Genomic DNA, 235 nt, shown 5'->3' with positions numbered 1-235 from the left:
TACCTGATCATCTTTCAGGGGTCTTACTTCCATAAAGGAATGGGAAATCTCATCTCGAGGTGTGTTTCACACTTAGATGCTTTCAGCGTTTATCACATCCATACGTAGCTACCCAGCAATGCGCCTGGCGGCACAACTGGTACACCAGAGGTATGTCCATCCCGGTCCTCTCGTACTAAGGACAGGTCCTCTCAAATTTCCTACGCCCGCGACGGATAGGGACCGAACTGTCTCA

The 235-nt window shown here is 50.2% G+C and carries 1 rRNA gene; it reads right to left on the bottom strand.

Annotated elements, in window-relative coordinates:
• Window positions 1-235 (bottom strand): 23S ribosomal RNA (locus tag MZO40_RS17265); the annotation flags it as partial.

It is taken from the genome of Lactiplantibacillus sp. B652, assembly GCF_023806745.1.
Classification (GTDB): domain Bacteria; phylum Bacillota; class Bacilli; order Lactobacillales; family Lactobacillaceae; genus Lactiplantibacillus; species Lactiplantibacillus pentosus.
The sequence above is the reverse complement of the archived record's forward strand: the minus strand, read 5'-3'. Positions and strand labels throughout refer to the sequence as shown.